The organism is Salinadaptatus halalkaliphilus (assembly GCF_006543045.1).
GTDB classification, from domain to species: Archaea; Halobacteriota; Halobacteria; order Halobacteriales; family Natrialbaceae; genus Salinadaptatus; species Salinadaptatus halalkaliphilus.
The window spans coordinates 240,228-258,735 of record NZ_RBZW01000003.1; the positions used below are offsets into that span (position 1 = coordinate 240,228).

18 protein-coding genes are annotated in these 18,508 nt (G+C 63.8%); 11 read left to right on the forward strand and 7 right to left on the reverse strand.

The features are described from left to right. The first annotated feature begins 32 nt into the window (after positions 1–32). Positions 33–227: a cold-shock protein gene (locus tag D8Y22_RS01255; protein WP_090378222.1), complete on the forward strand. Its 195-nt coding sequence runs from the start codon at positions 33–35 to the stop codon at positions 225–227. A gap of 214 nt (positions 228–441) precedes the next feature. Here D8Y22_RS01255 and D8Y22_RS01260 read toward each other — a convergent pair whose 3' ends face one another. Continuing rightward, positions 442–2,280 (reverse strand): acetyl-CoA carboxylase biotin carboxylase subunit, encoded by a 1,839-nt coding sequence (locus D8Y22_RS01260; RefSeq protein ID WP_141462734.1) that lies wholly within the window; start codon positions 2,278–2,280, stop codon positions 442–444. A gap of 70 nt (positions 2,281–2,350) precedes the next feature. Next, positions 2,351–3,010: a helix-turn-helix domain-containing protein gene (locus tag D8Y22_RS01265; RefSeq protein WP_141462735.1), complete on the reverse strand. Its 660-nt coding sequence runs from the start codon at positions 3,008–3,010 to the stop codon at positions 2,351–2,353. A 90-nt stretch (positions 3,011–3,100) separates the two neighbouring features. Between D8Y22_RS01265 and D8Y22_RS01270 the strand changes: the two genes are divergently transcribed. Continuing rightward, a complete protein-coding gene (locus D8Y22_RS01270; RefSeq protein ID WP_141462736.1) occupies positions 3,101–4,531 on the forward strand; it encodes a cytochrome P450 in 1,431 nt (476 codons plus the stop codon). A gap of 53 nt (positions 4,532–4,584) precedes the next feature. Here the strand turns inward: D8Y22_RS01270 and D8Y22_RS01275 are convergent, their stop codons facing one another. Together D8Y22_RS01275 and D8Y22_RS01280 are read right to left on the reverse strand one after the other, a co-directional pair. Then, positions 4,585–4,929: a hypothetical protein gene (locus D8Y22_RS01275; protein ID WP_141462737.1), complete on the reverse strand. Its 345-nt coding sequence runs from the start codon at positions 4,927–4,929 to the stop codon at positions 4,585–4,587. Positions 4,930–4,935: 6 nt separating this feature from the next. Next, positions 4,936–6,480 (reverse strand): acyl-CoA carboxylase subunit beta, encoded by a 1,545-nt coding sequence (locus tag D8Y22_RS01280; protein ID WP_141462869.1) that lies wholly within the window; start codon positions 6,478–6,480, stop codon positions 4,936–4,938. A gap of 285 nt (positions 6,481–6,765) precedes the next feature. Between D8Y22_RS01280 and D8Y22_RS01285 the strand changes: the two genes are divergently transcribed. Then, positions 6,766–8,019: an ABC transporter substrate-binding protein gene (locus tag D8Y22_RS01285; RefSeq protein ID WP_141462738.1), complete on the forward strand. Its 1,254-nt coding sequence runs from the start codon at positions 6,766–6,768 to the stop codon at positions 8,017–8,019. 111 nt (positions 8,020–8,130) lie between these two features. Here the strand turns inward: D8Y22_RS01285 and D8Y22_RS01290 are convergent, their stop codons facing one another. Then, positions 8,131–8,406, reverse strand: coding sequence for a PadR family transcriptional regulator (locus D8Y22_RS01290; RefSeq protein ID WP_141462740.1), 276 nt, complete (start codon positions 8,404–8,406; stop codon positions 8,131–8,133). A gap of 193 nt (positions 8,407–8,599) precedes the next feature. On the opposite strand from D8Y22_RS01290, the gene D8Y22_RS01295 reads away from it, so the two are divergent. The 3 genes from D8Y22_RS01295 to D8Y22_RS01305 all read left to right on the forward strand — a co-directional run bounded on the left by D8Y22_RS01295 (position 8,600) and on the right by D8Y22_RS01305 (position 11,567). Next, positions 8,600–9,325 carry a queuosine precursor transporter gene (locus D8Y22_RS01295; RefSeq protein WP_141462741.1) on the forward strand — a complete coding sequence of 242 codons (726 nt, stop codon included), beginning with the start codon at positions 8,600–8,602 and terminating at the stop codon, positions 9,323–9,325. Positions 9,326–9,415: 90 nt separating this feature from the next. Further along, positions 9,416–10,513: an aminopeptidase gene (locus tag D8Y22_RS01300; protein WP_141462743.1), complete on the forward strand. Its 1,098-nt coding sequence runs from the start codon at positions 9,416–9,418 to the stop codon at positions 10,511–10,513. Between the two features lie 439 nt (positions 10,514–10,952). Further along, positions 10,953–11,567: a DUF309 domain-containing protein gene (locus D8Y22_RS01305; RefSeq protein WP_141462744.1), complete on the forward strand. Its 615-nt coding sequence runs from the start codon at positions 10,953–10,955 to the stop codon at positions 11,565–11,567. Between the two features lie 403 nt (positions 11,568–11,970). On the opposite strand, the gene azf is transcribed toward D8Y22_RS01305, so the two are convergent. After that, positions 11,971–12,714, reverse strand: a complete 744-nt coding sequence (azf, locus tag D8Y22_RS01310) for an NAD-dependent glucose-6-phosphate dehydrogenase Azf (protein ID WP_141462745.1) — start codon at positions 12,712–12,714, stop codon at positions 11,971–11,973. Between the two features lie 127 nt (positions 12,715–12,841). Here azf and D8Y22_RS01315 point away from each other — a divergent pair, with 127 nt between their 5' ends. From D8Y22_RS01315 to D8Y22_RS01325, 3 genes are all read left to right on the forward strand, one after another. Then, positions 12,842–13,198 (forward strand): dihydroneopterin aldolase family protein, encoded by a 357-nt coding sequence (locus D8Y22_RS01315; protein WP_141462746.1) that lies wholly within the window; start codon positions 12,842–12,844, stop codon positions 13,196–13,198. A gap of 309 nt (positions 13,199–13,507) precedes the next feature. Next, positions 13,508–13,936, forward strand: coding sequence for a DUF5790 family protein (locus tag D8Y22_RS01320; protein WP_141462747.1), 429 nt, complete (start codon positions 13,508–13,510; stop codon positions 13,934–13,936). 140 nt (positions 13,937–14,076) lie between these two features. Beyond that, positions 14,077–15,057, forward strand: coding sequence for an LLM class flavin-dependent oxidoreductase (locus tag D8Y22_RS01325; protein WP_141462749.1), 981 nt, complete (start codon positions 14,077–14,079; stop codon positions 15,055–15,057). A 169-nt stretch (positions 15,058–15,226) separates the two neighbouring features. On the opposite strand, the gene D8Y22_RS01330 is transcribed toward D8Y22_RS01325, so the two are convergent. Continuing rightward, positions 15,227–16,504 carry a DNA double-strand break repair nuclease NurA gene (locus D8Y22_RS01330; RefSeq protein WP_141462750.1) on the reverse strand — a complete coding sequence of 426 codons (1,278 nt, stop codon included), beginning with the start codon at positions 16,502–16,504 and terminating at the stop codon, positions 15,227–15,229. Between the two features lie 126 nt (positions 16,505–16,630). On the opposite strand from D8Y22_RS01330, the gene D8Y22_RS01335 reads away from it, so the two are divergent. Both D8Y22_RS01335 and gpmI read left to right on the forward strand, forming a co-directional pair. Next, positions 16,631–16,885, forward strand: a complete 255-nt coding sequence (locus tag D8Y22_RS01335; RefSeq protein WP_141462871.1) for a hypothetical protein — start codon at positions 16,631–16,633, stop codon at positions 16,883–16,885. A 61-nt stretch (positions 16,886–16,946) separates the two neighbouring features. Then, positions 16,947–18,503, forward strand: coding sequence for a 2,3-bisphosphoglycerate-independent phosphoglycerate mutase (gpmI, locus tag D8Y22_RS01340; protein ID WP_141462751.1), 1,557 nt, complete (start codon positions 16,947–16,949; stop codon positions 18,501–18,503). Positions 18,504–18,508: the final 5 nt, after the last annotated feature.

Sequence of the window (18,508 nt, forward strand, 5' to 3'; positions counted from 1 at the left end):
TTATACGTGTAGCGAGGTTGTGTTCAAGAGCAATGGCAGAAGGCAACGTTGATTTCTTCAACGACACTGGCGGCTACGGTTTCATTTCGACGGACGACGCGGACGATGACGTTTTCTTCCACATGGAAGACGTTGGCGGTCCGGACCTCGAAGAAGGCACAGACATCGAATTCGACATCGAGCAGGCCCCCAAGGGCCCCCGGGCAACCAACGTCACCCGTTTGTAAACGGCTGCGCGATTGACCGGTTTTCGTTTTATTGTAGCTATCGACGACAGTCGTTACTGTACGCTGGCGACGCATCGTTCGATAGCCCTGCGACTAGACACCACGTCGGTCCCACCGACAGCGACACGACCGGTTCTAGCGACGTGAGTCGGGGTACGCATCCCGGACGGCGCTGAAAACATCGATTCTCCGCTCGCCTCGACGACGGGACCGGTTACTCGAGGACGACCAGCGTATCGCCCATATCGACGCTCTGGTCTTCCTCGATGGCGATGTCGGTGACGGTGCCGCCGCGTTCGGCGACGATGTCGTTTTCCATCTTCATCGCCTCTAAGACGACCAGCACGTCGCCGGCGGCGACCTCGTCGCCTTCCGCGACCTCGATGTCGAGAATGGTTCCCTGCATCTCAGCGTCGACGGTCTCGCCGTCGCCGGCGACATCGGCGTCGCCACCCGAGGAGCCCCCGGCCGGTTCCGGCGCGCTCGCCTGGCCGCCACCGACGTCGACGTCGCCGGCCGGAATCGCCGGTGCGCCGTGTTCCTCGAGTTCGACCTCAAATCGCTTGCCGTTGACCTCGACAGTGAACTCGCGTTCGACGGTCTCCTCGTCGTCGCTGGCGCCGTCGCCCGTGTCGCCGCCCCACTGCTGCTGAGCTTCTTCGATGCGGCTCTCGTCGAGTTCCTCGTCCAGATATTTCGTCGTGTGTGTGCTCTGGACGAACTCCTCGTCGGTCAGCATCAGGCGGTGGAACGGGATGATCGTCGGGATGCCCTCGATGTCGTACTCCCGAAGGGCACGCAGCGAGCGTTCGATACACTCCTCGCGGTCTTCGCCCCAGACGATCAGCTTCGCGATCATCGAGTCGTAGTCGGTGACCAGTTCGTCACCCTGTCGGAGCGCGTCGTCCATCCGAACGCCGATTCCCCCCGGCGGGTCGTAGGTCTCGAGCGTGCCGCCGGTCGCGGGCGCGAAGTCTTCGGCGGCGTTCTCGGCGTTGATGCGGAACTCGATAGCGTGGCCGTCGAACTCGACTTCCTCCTGGTCGAAGTCGATCTCCTCGCCGGCGGCGATCCGGAGCTGGCGTTTGACGATGTCGATACCCGTGATCTCCTCGGTGACGGTGTGTTCGACCTGAATGCGGGTGTTGACCTCGAGGAAGTAGAAGTTTGCGTCGGGGCCGAGTGGCTCGTCGGGGCCTCGTCCGGGCGCTTCCTCGACGAGGAACTCGACGGTGCCGGCGTTCGTGTACTCGGCTGCGGCGACCCCGCGGCGAGCGGCCTCGCCGATCTGCTCGCGGAGCTCGTCGGTCAGGGCCGCCGACGGCCCTTCCTCGATGACCTTCTGGTGACGGCGCTGGAGCGAACAGTCTCGTTCGCCCAGATGACGGACGTTACCGTGGGAATCGGCGACGATCTGGACCTCGATGTGGCGCGGGTTCTCGAGGTAGCGCTCGAGGTAGACCGAGTCGTTGTCGAAGTAGGCCTCACCCTCCCGCTGAGCGCTCTCGAGTTGGTCCTCGACCTCGCTTTCGTCCCAGACGACCTTCATCCCGCGGCCGCCGCCGCCACCTTCGGCCTTGATGGCGATCGGGTAGCCGTGTTTCTCGCCGAACGCCTCGACCTCCTCGGGGTCGGTGACGGGGTCGGTCGTCCCCGGGACGATCGGCACGTCGGCCTCGTCCATGATCGTTCGAGCTTTGGTCTTTTCGCCCAGCGACTCCATGGCGTCGCTCGACGGGCCGATCCAGGTGATTCCCTCCGCGTCTTCGACCTTGCTCGCGAATTCGGCGTTTTCGGCGAGGAAGCCGTAGCCCGGGTGGATCGCGTCGGCGTCGGCCTTGCGCGCGGCGTCGATGACAGCCTCGTGGTCGAGATAGGAGTCGGCCGCACGCGCGGGGCCGACGTTGTACGCTTCGTCGGCGTAGCGGACGTGCCCCGAGTCTTTGTCGGCCTCCGAGTAGATGGCGACGGTGCTAACGTTCAATTCTTCGCACGCTCGCATCACCCGGACGGCGATTTCCCCGCGGTTCGCGACGAGAACCTTCCTAAACATTCCTGTCAGAACCGTCGTGGGGGCCCTACCTTACTTTTTCGCTACCAGTAGTACTGCCATCACCAGCCCCTCACCCGACGAGACGCTGTACGATCGCGGCTTCTGCCTTTCGAAGGTGATTCGAGGCCGTCGACGACGCACAGCCGAGCGCGTCCGCAACGTCCTCGATCGACCCACTTCGAGGGAGCTCGTAGTAGCCACACTCGAGGCCGACAGTCAGCGCTTCGAGCTGTCGATCGGTGAGCGAGCCGGTCACTCGCCGGTGTCGCCGATCGAACTCGCCGATCTCCTGAATCGCTGTGTCTACGTCTGTCGGCACGTTCTCGACCAGTTGTTGGAGGTTCGTTCCCTCGCCGACGATGGTCATCCGCATCGTCCCCGTCCGATCGAAGCCGATCGGCGGCAGGACGACGAGCTCGAGAGCTTCGAACGCCCGCCGGAATTGCCGGTCTTCCTCGCGAGTCTCCTGACAGACGTAGACGTAGAACGACGTATCGTCGATCGGCGTCAGATCGTACCAGCGAACGCTCTCGACCGTCTCGATGGCCGATCGATACCGGTCGCGATCCGAGGCCTCGACGTAGAACAGTTCGTACTCGACGGGCTGGCCGGGCAGGAGATTCCACGTCAGCAGCTCCTCGTACTCGACGACATCGGTGTCCCGGATGAACGCCTGCATCGGGTGGAGCCACCGGTCGGGTTTTCGAAAACTGATCTCGAGGAACTTCACGGTACGTGCCTCGAGTGTTGGGCCTGGGAATATAAATTACCTAGTGGGTTCGACGCTACGCTCTCCTCGCGGGATCACGTAGCGATACGTATGAGCGATTCTCGTTCCCGACCGAGCAACCCTGGATCCGAATCGGCGGACGCACGCAGCGACGATACTCGCGGTGACCGTGGTGGGGTCGATGAGGGCGCGCCGCTTCCGCCCGGCCCGGCTGGGCTTCCCGTCGCCGGCAACGTCCTACAGATCGTCTCGGATCCGCTGGGGTACGTCGACCGGCTACGGTCCTACGGCGATGTCGTCCACTACCAGATCTTCGGTCGCAAGTTTACTGCACTGCTGCACCCCGACCACGTCGAACGCGTTCTCGTCGGCGAGCCCGAGCGATTCGAGCAGTACGCCTTCGAAGAACTCAACGTCGACTTCGCCCCGGAAGGGCTCTTGATGAGCGAGGGCGAGCAGTGGCGACGACAGCGAGAACTGATACAGCCAGCGTTCTCGCCGGCCAGAATCGCCGCCTTCGCCGACGCCATCGTCGATCGAACGGCCACAGCCGCCGACGGCTGGGCGGACGGTCAGACCGTCGCCGTCGACCGCGCGTTCTCCGAACTCACCCTCGAGATTCTGACGACGACGTTGTTCGATCTCGAGTTGGCCGAGCGTCGCGAGACCGTCGCCGACGCTGCCAGCGCGATCAACGATCTCAGCGACGGCCGCTCCGTCTCCGCGTTTCTTCCAGGCTGGATCCCGACGCCGAGAAACGTCCGATGCAAACGACGACTTCGCCGGTTCGATGCGCTCGTTGCGGACCTGATCGCCGAGCGACGAGCGGACACGGGCGGTGCGGACGACCTGCTGTCGACCCTGCTCGAGGCTGCCGACGAGGCCGAGCCCGACCAGGGACTCTCCGACGAGGAACTGCGCGATCAGCTCGTCACCTTCCTCTTTGCCGGCCACGAGACGACCTCGCTAGCACTGACGTACGCGTGCTGGTCGCTCGCACACAATCCCGACGTCCGCGAGCGACTCGAGGCGGAACTCGAGGACATCTGTGGCGACCGGGAGCCGACGATGGCCGACGTTTCGGACCTGACCGACACTGAGCAAGTGATCGAAGAAACCCTGCGATTGTATCCGCCTGCGTTCATGATCGTCCGGAAAACGCGCGAAGACGTGGTATTCGACGGCTACCGCGTTCCCGAGGGAACGTCGATCACGCTACCGCAGTACGCCCTCCACCGAGACGAGCGATTCTGGGATCGTCCCGACGAGTTTCGACCCGATCGGTTCGCCGAAGGCAACGGTGGCGACGACCGGCCGGCGTACGCCTACTTCCCCTTCGGCGGCGGTCCCCGCCACTGCGTTGGGATGCGATTCGCGATGCTCGAGCTCAAGTTGGTGTTGGCGACGCTCCTCCGGCGTGTTCGGTTCGATGCGGCCGGTGACGCCGATCTCGAGTTGCGACCGACGACGACGCTCTCGCCCGATGATGACATTACGTTGACCGTCCGGCGGCGCCACTGAACGCGATCGAAGCGTCGAAAGAACGTGGTGAAGACGTGAAAGTGCAGTCCGTATCAGAATCGGTCGGTTCGCCCGGCAGCCGTCCAGGGGTCGGTCGGTGTGTCACGTGGGACTCGAACGTGGCGCTGTTGCTGGGCGCGGACGCGACTACTAAATGCCCAGCGTCTGTCGTCCCACGTCTCCTCCTCGTCGGCCGCTGCGGCGGCGACTGCCAGCGCGTGGTCGTGGACGTGGGCGCCGATGGCGGCGACGATCGCCGCCGCTTCCGCGTCGTCGGCGTCGTCGGGTAGCTCGAGGTCGACGTCGCCCGGCAGCCTGGCCGCGACTGAGGCGGCTGTGGCACCGTCTGTCGCCACCTCGCTCGACTCGCCAGCGTCCGTCTGATTCTGTGATGCCATCGGTCGTTACAGCGGGATGTTGCCGTGTTTCTTGTCCGGGTTGGTCTCGCGTTTCGTTTCGAGCATCTCGAGGTCGTCGATCAGGCGCGGACGGGTTTCAGTCGGCACGATGACATCGTCGAGAAAGCCCTTGTCGGTTGCCGTGTAGGGGTTGGCGAACTCCTCGCGGTACTCCTCGATGAGTTCGTCCCGGAGTTCGTCGGGGTTGTCCGACTCGGCGAGTTCCTTGCGATAGAGGATGTTGACCGCGCCCTGTGGGCCCATGACGGCGATTTCGGCGGTCGGCCAGGCGTAGTTGACGTCGGCACCTAAGTTCTTCGAGGCCATCACACAGTAGGCGCCGCCGTAGGCTTTCCGCGTAATAACGGTCAGGAGCGGGACGGTCGCTTCCGCGTACGCGTAGAGAAGTTTTGCGCCGTGACGGATGATGCCGCGGTGTTCCTGGTCGGTCCCGGGCATGTAGCCGGGGACATCGACGAAGGTGACGATCGGGATGTTAAAGGAATCACAGAAGCGGACGAACCGCGACCCTTTTATCGAGGCATCGACGGTGAGCGTGCCGGCGTTGACGCGGGGCTGGTTGGCGACCATGCCGACCGAGCGGCCGTCCAGTCGGCCGAAGCCGACGACGAGTTCCTTCGCGAAGTTGTCGGCGACCTCGAAAAAGGAGCCCTCGTCGACGACCGAATCGATGACATCGACCATATCGTACGGTTTCTGCGGGCTCGGGGGAACAATCGATTTGAGGTCCTCGTCGCGGCGGTCGGGATCGTCCCACGGATCGACTCGCGGTGGATCTTCGACGTTGTTCTGTGGGAGATAGGAAAGCAGTCGTCGAATGTCGTCTAAGGCCTGTTCTTCGCTCTCGCAGGCGAACTGGGCGACGCCGGTCTTGCCGGAGTGGGTCATCGCCCCGCCCAGTTCCTCGTGGGTGACTTCCTCACCGGTGACGGTCTTGGTGACGCCGGGACCGGTGATGTACATGTGGCTCGTGTCCTTGACCATGAAGATGAAGTCCGTAATCGCCGGCGAGTAGACCGCACCGCCGGCACACGGGCCCATCGTCGCCGAGATCTGGGGCACGACGCCACTTGCTTCCTGATTGCGACGGAAGATCTCGGTGTAGCCGGCCAGACTCTTGACGCCCTCCTGAATGCGAGCGCCGGCGGAGTCGTTGAGCCCGATAACGGGTGCGCCGACCTCCATCGCCATATCCATGACCTTACAGACCTTCTCGGCGAACACCTCGCCGAGCGACCCGCCAAAGACGGTAAAATCGTGCGCGAAGACGAAGACGGTTCGTCCGTTGACCTCACCGTAGCCCGTCACGACGCCGTCACCGGGAATCTGCTTTTCCTCCATCCCGAACTGGCTCGTCTGGTGAGTCCGAAGCTGGTCGAACTCCGTGAAGGTATCCTCGTCGAGGAAGTAATCGATCCGCTCGCGAGCGGTCATCTTCCCCTTGTCGTGTTGTTTCTCGATCCGCTCTTGCCCACCACCGAGGCGTGCCTCCTCGCGAAGCTCCTCGAGTTCGTCGATCCGGTCTTCCATTGTCATGATTGATCCCTCACGTTGTTGGTCATCGGGCGGAGAAACGGTGAGGCAAATGAAAAACGTTCTGCAATTAGCTATGGGCGATCCGGCCGGCGAGTTGGGTATCTCGTTTCATGCTTTCGACTCGATCATAGATTGTCGGCCAGCGACCAATCCTCCACTATTTTATACTTTTGTGAGGCGATAACGGTTTCTACCGACAGTTAATGTCCCGAACCGGGAGAGGTGCCGTCGTACTGTTGTACAAACCCTTATATATTGGTACTCACCATTATGGGTCGTATGGGACGAAACGTCAGCAGACGAAGGGTGCTTGCTGGAATCGGTGCTGGAAGTGCGATAACGCTTGCGGGCTGTCTCGACGGCGAGGCAGGGAACGGTAACGGCAACGGCAATGGCGGCGGCGCGAGCGGCGATGCCGACGCAATGGTGGGTGTGTTGGCTCCGGTGACGGGTGACCTCGGCGATCTCGGTACCCCGATCAGGGATGCCGGTATTCTGCCGGGAACGCAACTCGAAGATGCCGGCGTCGACTTCGAGATCGACATCCGCCAAGAGGATACCGAAACGGACCCCGAAGCGGGGATGACCGGCGCTCAGTCGCTGGTTGATGCGGGCTACCCAGCCATTACGGGCGCGGCATCGTCGGCTGTCACGATCGCAGTCGCCGAAGACGTCTACTTCCCGAACGAGGTCGTCGGAATCTCGCCGGCAAGTACGTCTCCGGATATCACAGACATGAACGGCGACTTCCTCCTTCGAACCTGTCCGAGCGACGCCTGGCAGGGCGAAGCGATGGCCGAAATCGCCTACCAGGAAGAGGGCGCAGAAACAGCCTCCACGTTCTTCCTCAACAACGACTACGGCCAGGGACTCGCCGACACGTTCGTCGAAGCTTTCGATGCCGAGGGCGGCGAAATCTACGAAGAAGTCGCGTTCGAATCCGAACAGCCCTCTTACAGCTCCGAACTCGAGTCGGCACTCGGCGACGACCCGGATCTGTTGATGATCGTCGGCTACCCCGACAGCGGCGAACAGATCTTCCGTGACTACTACGCGGACTTCGACGACGGAACGACGATCATGGTGCCCGACGGCCTCCAGAGCAACAGCCTCCCCGGCAACGTCGACAACGAAATGGCAAACGTCATCGGGACGGCCCCATCCGCGGCCGGCCCCGGCATCGAGACGTTCACCGATCTGTTCGAAGCCGAATACGGTTCCGGTCCGGGCGTGTTCAACGCACAGGCCTACGACGCGACGGCGCTGCACATCCTCGCCCAGGTCGCCGGCGGTGGACAGGGATCGTCGCTCAGCGACCAGATCCGAGAGATCGCCGCCCCCGGCGGCGAAGTCGTCGGGCCGGACAACCTCCCCGAAGCCCTCGAGATGGCTGCGGCCGGCGACGAGATCGAGTACCAGGGTGCCTCGGGCGACGTCGTCTTCGACGAAAACGGTGACCTCGACGCCGTCACCTACGATATCTTCGACTTCGACATGGACGGGTACAACGTCACCGACGAGTACGTGTTCTAACGCGACTCCACAGTGCGCGACCGGCGGCGTGTGATCGCCGGTCGATTTTTCGTGCCACTCGAGGCGCCTCGAGTGGTGCACGGACGCTACCAACCGACAGCTGTGGCGCTGTCACACGTCGAAGTACTGGCGTTCCCAGGCTCTGCGGGCGTCGATCGACTCGCGGCCGGCGTCGGTGATCGCGTAGTAGTTGGTCCGCCGATCGAGTTCACCTTTCTCGACGAGCCCCTTGTTGACGACTGTATCGAGGTTGGGATAGAGTCGGCCGTGATTGATTTCGCCCTCGTAATACGCCTCGACGTCGTCTTTGATTGCCTGGCCCGACGGCCGGTCGCTGCCGGCGATCACGTACAGCAGGTCGCGCTGAAATCCGGTTAGATCGTCCATGGTCTACCCATACGACCGTTCCGGCGGATCGGCTATTTGTTATCGATTACGTATTGGCACTCTCGAGGCGTTCAGGCCCTAGATACGGTGTTGTGGGGCCGACTACTCGATGGTAGTCGGTCGTGTCCGTCGGGGCCGATCGGCTCGACCCGTCTCGAACCGTTTACCATCCCTCGCTGGCTACGAGGTGCGTATGACGACCGGATCTTCCATCCGCGCCCCACCGTCGGCCGCCCAGGTCGGGCTGATCGGCCTGTTCGTGACGGCACTGGTGACGGCACAGTTGACCGCCTCGAAGGTGCTGGCGTTTCCGCTGCCCGTCGACCTCCCGCTCACAGGCGCCGAACTGGTGTTGCCCGGCGCGGCGCTTGCCTACGCGCTGACGTTTTTGGCGAGCGACTGCTACGCCGAGCTGTACGGCCGCCGAGCGGCTCAGATCGTCGTCAACGTCGCGTTCGTGATGAACTTCGTCGTCCTCGCGCTGGTGTGGTCGACGATCGCCGCACCGGCCGACGCGACCAGCATCGATCCCGGGATGTTCGCCGATGTCCTCGGTGCGTCGACAAACATCGTGCTCGGGAGCTTGCTCGCGTACCTCGTGAGCCAAAACTGGGATGTCGTCGTCTTCCACCGAATTCGCGAGTACACCGGCCGCGAAAAGCTCTGGCTGCGAAACATCGCTTCGACGGCGAGCAGCCAGGCTATCGACACCGTCATTTTCGTGGCCATCGCTTTCGCCATCGCCCCTGCCATCCTCGGCGTCGGCGTCGTCCTCGGCCTCGAGACGCTGCTTGCGCTGATGGTCGGCCAGTACCTGCTGAAACTCGGTATCGCCGTCCTCGATACGCCGATCGTCTACGCCGTCGTCCACCTCGTGCGCTCGCGTGACGGCCTCGAAGTCGCGGAAGCGACCACCTAAACCTCGGTAGGTGTCGCCATCTGCACTGTGTGCTCGAGTTCCCGTCGACACCAACGGGAGCGTTTTGCCCGTGGCGTCGTATCGGCACATATGGACGAACGTGTACGCGAGCACGCCGCAGTACTGGTCGACTGGAGCGCGCAGGTCGAAGCGGGCGACGACGTCGTACTCTCTGTCGGCCCCGACGCACACGAACTCGCGGTCGCCGTCGCGGAGCAACTCGGGGAGCGCGGGGCGAACCTGCTTGCGACCTACAGTTCCGGCGAAGTCACGCGGGCGTACCTCCGTGCCCACGACGGCGAGTTCGAGGAACCCGGACACGAACGGGCGCTGGTCGAACAGGCGGATGTCTATCTGTCCCTCGGTGGCGGCCGAAACACGAGTTCGACCGCCGACGTACCCGGCGAGACGCGGCAGGCCTACGACACCGCTCGAGCGGACGTTCGCGAGGTCAGATTCGACACGCGGTGGGTCTCGACGGTCCATCCGACGCGGTCGCTCGCCCAGCAAGCCAACATGGCCTACGCGGCGTATCGTGAGTTCGCCTACGATGCGATCCTTCGCGATTGGGAGTCGCTGGCCGAGGAGATGGACCGGCTGAAGACGCGCTTGGACGAGGGCTCGAGAGTCCGACTCGTCTCCGACGAGACCGATCTCACGATGTCAATCGGGAACCGAACCGCGGTCAACAGCGCCGCCTCCGTCGCCTACGACTCGCACAACCTGCCGAGTGGCGAGGTCTTTACCGCGCCCACCGCGACCGAGGGGACGGTCACCTTCGACATCCCCATGACGATCCGGGGGGAGCCGGTTCGCAACGCCCGCCTCGAGTTCGAGGACGGCGCAGTCGTCGACTACGCGGCCGAACAGGGCGGTGGCGTGATCGGGGACGTACTCGAGACCGACGCCGGGGCGCGTCGACTGGGCGAACTCGGCATCGGGATGAACCGCGGCATCGATCGCCAGACCGACAACATCCTCTTCGACGAGAAGATGGGCGACACCGTCCACCTTGCGCTCGGCCGGGCCTACGACGCCTGTCTCCCCGACGGCGAGTCCGGCAACGACTCCGCGGTCCACGTCGATCTCATCACCGACGTTAGCGACGACTCCCGCCTCGAGATAGATGGCGTTGTCGTCCAGCGAAACGGGCGGTTCCGCTGGGAAGACGGTTTTCAGGAGCCCTAACTGACATCGAGAAGCGATCGGTCTGGACACCTGCCCCAAGTATGGTTCCGTCCCCCATCGCCACCGAGAATATCGGTCGCGAAGTAGCGGCCACCTATATGCCGAATAACCAGGTCCTGGCGTCGGAAACCGGCCTATACTAATGGTGGACTCGGCCGTTCGATCGAATACCGCCTCTGACCGGTGGCGGCCAGTAACCGGTTGGGGCGTTCGCTCGACGCCCCCTCTTCCCCGTTTCCACAGTTGTCTGCCCGCCCTGCCGGAGGCGGCACGTATCCGGCACTTCGCGTTTCTTTCATCGCACTCGAGTGAGACCGATCACTGTAGCGTGTTACCGGCGATCACTACCCGGTTCGCAATCGGGACTCGAGCCGATATCAGCCCCGACACGGTTACGAACCCGCGCGGTTTTGTCCCTCACGCGCGTACCACGACCACAATGTGGCCATCGCTTCGGGCCGGCATCGCCATCTACAACGACGGCTACTATCACGCGGCCCACGACGCCTGGGAGGACCACTGGCTCGAGCTCGAGCAAGGTACCGACGACGAGCGCCTGCTCCACGGGTTGATCCAGTTCACCGCAGCGATCTACCACGCCCGCGAGCGCAACTGGGCGGGCACGACCGGGCTCGCCGAGAGCGCCGGCGACTACCTCGCCGATCTGCCCGACAGCTACCGGGGCGTCTCGCTCCCGCCGCTTCGCTCCGCGCTCGAAACGATTGCCACGGATCCCGAGATCGTCGAGCGCCGCCCCCCGCCACTGCTCGAGCACCAAGGCGAGATCCCCCAACTCGACGATCTCGAGTTCGAACCGACCACGATTGCGGCCATCGTTCTGGCCGAGGAACTGGGATACGGGAGGGCAATCCTCGAACAGGCGGTGGCCTACGCTCGCCAGGATCTCGAGGCGGGCGACGACGACAGCCGGTTTATCGCGCTGGTGTTCGACTTCGTCCGCGAGGACGACCACCGGGGGATCGTCTTCCAGCGAGTGAGCGAGCACGTGAGTCGGCGCCAGGCACGCGAAGAAGATGTCGAAGGGTTATTCTGACGATCGGGTAGATTCGGCGACCGGGATCGGCGTCTGGACCCATCAGTTGTCGGGGCTGTCCCTGTTCGGCTCGCCGGAAAAAGTCGATCCGCTACAGGCTTGCAAAACCTGTCGAATGTGGAAATCCTTCTCTGATGGGTCGTCGTTCCCTAGAGCTTTCTCGAGGTGATCTTTACATTCTTTACTCAGCGTAACCATTGTCTCGTCTCCACGATACGGGATCGAAGTGGAAAAAACATTCTATATTAGGTGATTATTTCCCATGGAGATATCTGTCGAAGACCAAACCGGCAACATCGGTCTCGACTCGAGGGAGCGTATCGTACGGTTTCCTGTCCGTCATTGCCGGCACAACCGCGACCCGGACGACGGTTGCGCCGGTACACCGGGACGGTAATCCGTATCAGTCGTGTTCGGCCGAGTTGTCCTGTGGATCGTAGCCCAGAGCCTCTCGAGCGGACTCGATCGAATAGTATTTCCGGTCGTTGTCGGAGATGCCGTAGACGATTTCGTACTCGTAGTCGGCCTGGATACAGCGATCGAAGAGGTGGGCGCAGTCGCGATAAGAGAGCCACATCGCCTGCCCGCGTTCGTAGTCGATCGGTGGGTGGTTCTGTGTCAGATTACCGATGCGGACGTTGACGACGCTGATGCCGTACTCGTCGTGGTAGTACCGTCCGAGGGATTCGCCCGCAACCTTCGAAACGCCGTAGAGGTTCCCCGGTCGTGGGAGTTCGGAGCCATCGAGCAGGTAGTCGTCGTCGGCGCGGTACATGTCGGGCGTTCGCTCGTCGGTTTCGAACGCGCCGACGGCGTGATTCGAGGACGCAAACGCGACTTTCTCGACGCCCGCATCGACGGCGGCCTCGTAGACCGTCTGGGTGCCGTCGATGTTGTTCGTGAGGACGCTGTCCCAGGGCGCGGTTTTACGCGGATCACCCGCGAGATGAACCACGACATCGATGCCCTCCATCGCCTCGCGGATGGCCTCGTCGTCGGTGATGTCCGCGACGACGAACTCGCCCGGCAGGTCCTCCGTAGGTGGATCGCGATCTAGCAACCGCCACTCGTATGCGTCCGCGAGGTCACCGAGAATCGCGTCCCCAACGCGTCCCGCTGCCCCCGTAAGCAGGACCGACTGTGCCATTCGTGTGGAGCCAGGGAAAGCGCCGATAAGAACCATACGATTCTCCCCCGGCTGTGTCCGATAGAGCGTCGAAACTGTCGCTTGCCAAACCACAACCCCCTTTTCGACGGCCCGCGAGCACTCGCGTATGACCGACCCAACCGACGCCGAAACCGCCTGCTTCGAAGCCGGTATCAAGTTCGGCTCGCTCTACCACCAGTTCGCCGGCACCCCGCTCTCGCTCGAGAGCGCCGCGAGTATCGAGGCCGCGATGGAGGAGTCGATCGAGAACCAGCCCCACTGCGAGTCCGTCACCGTTTCCGTCCAACGGGACGCCCTCGAGGCCGAACTCGCCGCCTCGAGCGCCGACTACACCGAACTCACGGGTCGCTTTCTCGAGGTCGAAATCGTCGTCGACTACGAGGGCCAGACGGTCGTCACCCGGATGGCGATGGAAGATGGCTACCCGTTGATGCGCCTCGAGTCAGTTCATGATAGGGAATAGCGAATAATCCATAGTTTTGCGTCAGTGCTCTTCATACGGTTTCCTGTACGTCATTGCCGGCGCAACCGCGACCCGGGCGGCGGTTGCGCCGGTAAATCGTTACAGCAATCCGTATAAGTCTTGCACGCCGAGTTCAACAGATCCGTGATCTGTCACGCTGGAACGGAAGAGAATCTACGCTAAGGCCTATGAGTGACGACCGCTCTTTCGAAACCGATCTGCCATTCCACCTGCTTTGGCGCGCTCGAGTCGAATTTCACTTTCACTTTCGGGCGACCTTTTAAACACCGTGACGGTAAAGTCACTGGCATGAGTCAAGCGACGTTCGGCGACGACGACGAACTGTTCGGCGAAGCAGCCAGCGAAATGCGCGAGGATGTCGAGGCCTCGCTCGAGCAGGCCTGGGAGGCGCTCCCGGCCGCCGACGATATCTGGGAGAGCGACGCCGGCAACGTGTTGGGCGTGCTCAACGGGCTCAACACGGCACTGGACGCCGGGGACGCCGAGGACCACCTTCGGGACGCCAAGAAGTGGTTCACGATGGGCCAGCGCGCCGACGCCTTCGACGACGCCGCGGACTTAGAGGCCGAGATCGCCGACCTCGAGGAGACGATCACCTCCGTCTCCGAGGCGAGCGAGCAGGTGGGCGACCTGACCGCGACGATTCCGGAGCTTCGCGGCTCGCTGGAGGACGCCGGCCCGGACGACGCCGACGACGACGCCGACGACGAGGAATAAGGTCCACAGCAGTCGTCGCAAACGCCGCTGTCTCCGAGAGCCAGTCTCCGGACTCGAGCGTCGGCAGTATCGATCTCGAATTCGATCGCCGGACTGCCGGCACACTGCCCTTTTTTATGGTGGCTGTTCTCACCCCGCACATGAACGTCGGACTCATGGTGTCCGCAGCCGGCGAGGTCGATGCAAGCACGGTAGCCGTTCGTGCCGAAGCAAACGGCTACGACGCGGTCTGGGTCGGCGAACTCTGGGGCGAAAGCGGCGTCGTCCAGTTGAGCGAGATGGCCTGTCGAACCGAGGAGATCGGCCTGGGAACCGCGATCGTCAACGTCTTTTCGCGGTCGCCGGCCGTCCTCGCGATGACGGCAGCCTCGCTTCAGCGCGTCTCCGACGGCCGGTTCACCCTCGGCGTCGGTACGAGCACGCAGAAGGCGGTCGAGGACCTCCACGGCGAGTCCTTCGAGCGCCCCGTCCGGCGAACCCACGAGACGATCGAACTCGTCCGCGAGTTTACCGCTGGCGAGGGTCGCGTCGACTACGACGGCCAACTGCTCGAGGCGGCGGACTTCCCCAGCCTCGAGACGCCGGTGCCGATCTACAACGCGGGGCTCGGTCCTGCGAACCGGCGAGTCGTCGGCCGGCTCTGTGACGGCTGGATTCCACACAACATTCCGTTTTCCCACCTCGAGTCAGCCTTCGAGGAGATCGAGACGGCGGCTCGAGAGCGCGACCGCGACCCCGAGGAGATCACGACCGCACCCTACGTGCCCGCGGCGGTCAGCGACGACCTCGAGGATGCTCGAGAGATCATCCGACGACACGTCGCGTACTACGTCGGCAGCGGCGAGGGGTATCGAAACGCCGTCTCCATGGTCTATCCCGACGCGGCGGATCGGGTCGCCGAGGCCTGGCGCAACGGCGACAAAGCCGGCGCCGCTGGGGCCGTCACCGACGAGATGGTCGACGACCTCGGCGTCGCCGGAACGCCCGAGACGGCTCGCGATCGACTGCGGACCCTCGTCGAGGAGACCGGGATCGATCATCCGATCGTGGTCATTCCGGCGCCAGCACCGGACGACATCGCGACGACGACGATCGACGAACTCGCACCCGATCAGCTGTGACAGCCTGGCCGGTGGGTAATAAGTGACGGCGGAGGCAAATTATTCGCTTCGCTCGCAGTTTCGTCTCGATCGGACAGCGTCCAACTTAGTGGCATCCCAAGCCTGCACTGCTGGGTGAAACCGGCGGCAGTTGTCCGGTTTCACTCAGCAGTCGACGGTTGGGAGGGTACTAGTATGTCTCGCCGTCCCAGCGCAGGTCGTCGTAGGTACGGTCCTGGCTCGTATCGAATCGTTGCTCGAGCGTTTCGCGAAGGGATTGTTTTTCCGCGGCGCCGATCCGGGCGAGTTCGTCGGCTTTCTGGACGATCGTCGGCGGGCCGTGGGCGACGGCGATCTCCTGCAGCAGGTGCATGGTGAGTCGCTCGCGTGTCTCCGGATCGCGGGTGAATCCGTAGGGCGCTTCGACCCGGTAGACGAGGTCGTCGCGGGGATCGTAGACGACGAAGAAGGTGACCTCGTAGTCCTCGAGTGCCCGGTTGCGCTCGACGCCGAGTGCGTCGCCGTCGATCGAAAGGGGACGATCGACGCCGCCACGCGACCGAAACCAGTTCGTGTAGGTGAGCGCCTCGGTGTTTCGTTCCCAGCGGTCGCCGGTGACATCGTCGACGTACTCGCCGCGCTCGAGCAGGCGGGTAAACAGCGCCGAATCGTCGCTCCAGGGGACGCTGAGTCCGGCCTCGTCGTCGCGCTTGAGCGCGCGGGTGATGACCCGTGTCGCCGGGTTCTTCACGAAGCCGACGAGGGGAACGTCGCGCTCGCGGAAGCGCTCGACCAGCCGGACGTAGTTCTCGAGGACCGTCGTCGGCCGGGGATCCTCGAGGAGGAAGTCGGCGAGATCGGGGTGCTGGTCGGCCCAGCGAAGCAGGCCGCGGGGATAGATCGGACCATCGAGGACGAGCAGATCGGAGACGCGTTCGGCGTGAGCCAGGGCGTGTTTGCTCTCGGCGAGATAGAGCGCGAGCGCGTGGACGACGCCCTCGGCGAAGCGCGGCAGCGGTGGGGTCTTGACCGCGCGGCTGCGGCTGTAGCCCTCGTCGAACGTCCCCCAGTCCTCGTCGACGGTCATCGTCTCGTCGTTCGAGTGAACCGTCATGACGGCCGTTCGCGAGCGATGGAGATCGAGATCAGTCGGCGTGGCGCTCATCGCGGTCTGGGCGACGTCGATAACCAGCCCGTTTTTGAACGTCGTCGGGTTGATCGTCCCCGCGTCGAGCCCGTGGACGGTGTCGAACTCCCGGTTCCGGAGGGCGACGTCTTCGCAGTCGACCAGCCGTCGCGATTGCTCGTCGACGGGCTCGAGAATCGACCGACCGTCCACGGTGAGCGGATCCAGAAAGGAATCCCAGACCGTCTCGGCAAACGCCCGCCGGTCGCGCTCATCGGCTCCGTGATCGATCCGATCGGCCAGCCCCGCGATGCCGTCGAAGTGGACCGGATCCAGCGTCATACTCGGTGGCTCCCAGCCCACGCACAAATAGCCAGTGATCCACCCGGATCGGCTGATAACTCGCAGGCGAGTAACGATTTTATCAGAAATGTTATATGTGGTGGCGAGGTGAATCCGGATATCCCGATGGCGACGCGAGAGCCGACCGCCGACCTCGAGGGCGAGGCGGTCAACTGGCGACAGACGAACGGTGGCGTGACACTCTACGACGAAACCAACCCCGACGCCTGGATCGAGATGGCCTTCGAGGCGGGTGTCGATCCCGAACACCGACTCTTTATGATCTGTCCGGACTGCGGGGCCGTCTTCGCCCAGCGGAGCAAGCCGGGCAGCGGAACCGTCTGTGGCGACTGCGGCGCGGCGTTCGACCACGAGGAGTGAGTACTCGAGCATCGAGGTCGGTTCCGATAGCTAGTTACCCGCCGACGCTGACCCGTCGCACATGGATGCAGCGTTGATCGTCCTCGACGGCTGGGGACTCGGCGATGGCGACCGAGACGCCGTGGCGGCCGCCGACACCCCGGCGTTCGACGGACTCGCCACTGCCGGTGCGTACGGCACACTCGAGGTCGCGGGCCGCCGCGTTGGCCTGCCGGAAGGACAGATGGGCAACAGCGAGGTCGGCCACTTAAACATCGGCGCAGGGCGGGTCGTCCATCAGGAGTACACGCGGATTTCGGATTCGATCGCGGACGGTTCCTTCCGCGAAAACGACGCCATCAACGGCGCATTCGAACGGGCTCGAGCACACGACGGCCGCGTCCACGTCGTTGGTCTCGTCAGCGACGGCGGCGTTCACTCGGATCACGAACATCTCCACGCGCTGCTCGAGCTGGCGGCCGACCGCGACGTCGAGGCCGTCACGCACGCGATTACCGACGGCCGGGACACCTCTCCGACCGGTGGCCGGGGGTACCTCGCGACGCTCGAGGACGTGATCGACGAGCAGGGAACGGGCCACGTCGCGACGGTCTCGGGGCGATACTACGCGATGGATCGCGACCAGAACTGGAACCGGACGAAACGGGCCTACGACGCCATCGTGAACCGGGCGGCCGAATACGAGGCCGATTCGGCGGTCGCGGCAGTCGAGCAATCGTACGACCGCGGTGAAACCGACGAGTTCGTCGAACCGACACTCGTCGCCGACCGACCAGCCCTCGAGGACGGCGACGCGGTCGTCTGGTTCAACTTTCGATCGGACCGCGCTCGCCAACTCACGCGGATGCTCGCCGATATTCGTCCCGAGGACTGGGCGGATGGCCAGGGTGGGATGGCCGGACGGGATTCGGCCACCGACCTCGAGACCGACCCGCCCGAGGTCGAGGTCGTCATGCTGACCCAGTACGACAAGACGTTCGACCTTCCCGTGGTGTATCCGCCGAACCAACCCGAGAACGTGCTCGGCGAAGTGCTGGCCGACGCCGGCAAAACGCAACTACGGATCGCCGAATCGGAAAAGTACGCCCACGTCACCTACTTCCTCAACGGCGGGCGCGAGATCGAGTTCGACGGCGAGATCCGGGAGATCGTCGAGAGTCCCGACGTCCCGACCTACGACTTGCAGCCCGAGATGAGCGCGCCCGCGGTGACCGACACCGCGATCGACGTGATTCGGTCGGCTGATCCCGACGTGCTCGTGTGCAACTACGCCAACCCCGACATGGTCGGCCACACCGGCGACTACGAGGCCGCGATCGCGGCCGTCGAAGCCGTCGACGAGCAGCTGGGACGGCTCGTCGCGGCGCTCGAGGACGCCGGCGCACACGTCTTCGTTACCGCCGACCACGGCAATGCCGACGAGATGGGGACCGAGGACGATCCGCACACGGCTCACACGTACAACGACGTCCCGGTCGTCTATACCGCCCCCGACGGCACAGACGGCGGCCGCACCGTCCGCGAGGGCGGCACCCTCGCCGATCTTGCGCCGACGATACTCGAGACGATCGACCTCGAATGCCCGCCGGAGATGACCGGTGAATCGCTGCTCGAGTGAGCGTC